The sequence below is a fragment of the Neisseria sp. HMSC03D10 genome (assembly GCF_001807625.1).
Lineage (GTDB): Bacteria > Pseudomonadota > Gammaproteobacteria > Burkholderiales > Neisseriaceae > Neisseria > Neisseria mucosa.
Genome location: NZ_KV789549.1, coordinates 1 through 2,175 on the forward strand (window position 1 = coordinate 1; position 2,175 = coordinate 2,175).

2 protein-coding genes are annotated in these 2,175 nt (G+C 54.1%); both read left to right on the top strand.

Translation table 11 applies throughout. The features are described 5' to 3' along the window. Positions 1–87: 87 nt before the first annotated feature. A complete protein-coding gene (gene murD, locus HMPREF3066_RS06990) occupies positions 88–1,425 on the top strand; it encodes a UDP-N-acetylmuramoyl-L-alanine--D-glutamate ligase (RefSeq protein ID WP_070441505.1) in 1,338 nt (445 codons plus the stop codon). 13 nt (positions 1,426–1,438) lie between these two features. Beyond that, positions 1,439–2,023, top strand: a complete 585-nt coding sequence (locus tag HMPREF3066_RS06995; RefSeq protein WP_070441508.1) for a L,D-transpeptidase family protein — start codon at positions 1,439–1,441, stop codon at positions 2,021–2,023. Positions 2,024–2,175 lie beyond the last annotated feature (152 nt).

Sequence of the window (2,175 nt, forward strand, 5' to 3'; positions counted from 1 at the left end):
TAGGTTGCGATGCTTACCGAGAATTGAATCAGGCAGGATATTGAATCTTTATCCCAAGGTCGTCTGAATATTTAGGACAAAACCAAAATGACTTTCCAAAACAAAAAAATCCTCGTCGCCGGACTCGGCGGTACGGGTATTTCCATGATTGCCTATCTGCGCAAAAACGGCGCGGAGGTTGCCGCTTATGATGCGGAGCTGAAACCGGAGCGCGTGTCGCAAATCGGTAAGATGTTTGAAGGGCTAGTGTTTTATACGGGTCGTCTGAAAGATGCGCTCTCCAACGGTTTCGATATTTTGGCACTCAGCCCCGGCATCAGCGAGCGGCAGCCTGATATTGATGTGTTCAAGCAAAACGGTGGGCGCGTGTTGGGCGACATCGAATTGCTGGCAGACATTGTGAACCGCCGCGGCGACAAGGTGATTGCGATTACCGGCAGCAACGGCAAAACCACGGTAACGAGCCTGGTCGGCTATCTCTGCATCAAGTGCGGGCTGGATACCGTCATTGCGGGCAATATCGGCACGCCGGTTTTGGAGGCGGAATTGCAGCGCGAAAGCAAAAAGGCGGACGTGTGGGTGTTGGAGCTTTCCAGCTTCCAACTGGAAAACACCGAAAGCCTGCGCCCGACTGCGGCGACGGTGCTGAACATTTCCGAAGACCATCTCGACCGCTACGACGATTTGCTCGACTACGCGCATACCAAAGCCAAGATTTTCCGTGGCGATGGCGTGCAGGTTTTAAATTCAGACGACGTGTTCTGCCGCGCCATGAAGCGTGCAGGGCGCGAGGTGAAATGGTTTTCGTTGGAACACGAGGCCGATTTTTGGTTAGAACGCGAGACGGGTCGTCTGAAACAAGGCAATGAAGATTTGATTGCCACGCAAGACATTCCGCTGCAAGGCTTGCACAACGCCGCCAACGTCATGGCTGCCGTGGCTTTGTGCGAAGCCGTCGGTTTGCCGCGCGAAGCATTGCTCGAACACGTCAAAACCTTCCAAGGCCTGCCGCACCGCGTGGAAAAAATCGGCGAGAAAAACGGCGTGGTATTCATCGACGACAGCAAAGGCACGAACGTCGGCGCGACCGCCGCCGCGATTGCCGGTTTGCAAAATCCGCTTTTCGTGATTTTGGGCGGCATGGGCAAAGGGCAGGACTTCACGCCCCTGCGCGACGCACTTGCCGGCAAGGCAAAAGGCGTGTTCCTGATCGGCGTCGATGCGCCGCAAATCCGCCGAGATTTGGACGGCTGCGATCTGGATATGACCGACTGCGCCACTTTGGAAGAAGCCGTTCAGACGGCATACGCCCAAGCCGAAGCGGGCGATATTGTGCTGCTCAGCCCCGCCTGCGCGAGCTTCGATATGTTTAAAGGCTATGCGCACCGTTCGGAAGTATTTATCGAGGCGTTTAAGGCTTTGTAAGGTCGTCTGAAACATGAAAAGAGGGTTGAAAATCAGTTTGGCGGCGGTTTTGCTTTTGGCAGTCGCTGCCGGAGTGGTTTGGTATTCCATGCCCATCCGTTCCGAGCAGACCGTTGCGACATCAGGCGAGTCGTCCGTTGCCGAGTCAAGCGAAACGCCGCTTCCTGAAGATGCCGTTATCGACAGATTGGTCGTACATAAAAGCAAGCGCACCATGTCGGCGTACTCGCAAGGCAAGTTGCTGAAAACCTACCCCATTGCGCTGGGCAAGCAGCCCGTCGGGCATAAACACTTTGAAGGCGACGGCAAAACGCCCGAAGGGAAATACCGCATCAACGATCGCAATCCCAACAGCGCATACCATAAAAATCTCGGCGTTTCTTACCCTAACGAATCCGACAAAGCCTACGCGGCGGCACAAGGTAAAAGTCCGGGCGGGCTGATTAAAATCCACGGCATCAAAAACGGCTGGGGTTCTATCGGCAAAAAACACCTGCAAAGAGACTGGACCGACGGCTGCATCGCGGTAACGGACGAGGAAATCGACGAACTCTACCGCAGCGTGAAACACAACGCGGAAATTGAGATTTTGCCGTAAGCCTTGTGCGCCATCGCCTCAAAGGTCGTCTGAAAACGTCAAGGCGGTTTCAGACGACCTTTTTACAGCAGCGGCAAACTTGTTCTTTTCCTTTATCCGGTGTGACTGTTTCTTAAAAATTGAGACCTTTGCAAAAAAGCCTTTCCCCCCAA

Coding starts and splice junctions, on each gene's coding strand:
- murD (WP_070441505.1), top strand. CDS start 88: ATGACTTTCCAAAACAAAAAAATCCTCGTCGCCGGACTCGGCGGTACG.
- HMPREF3066_RS06995 (WP_070441508.1), top strand. CDS start 1,439: ATGAAAAGAGGGTTGAAAATCAGTTTGGCGGCGGTTTTGCTTTTGGCA.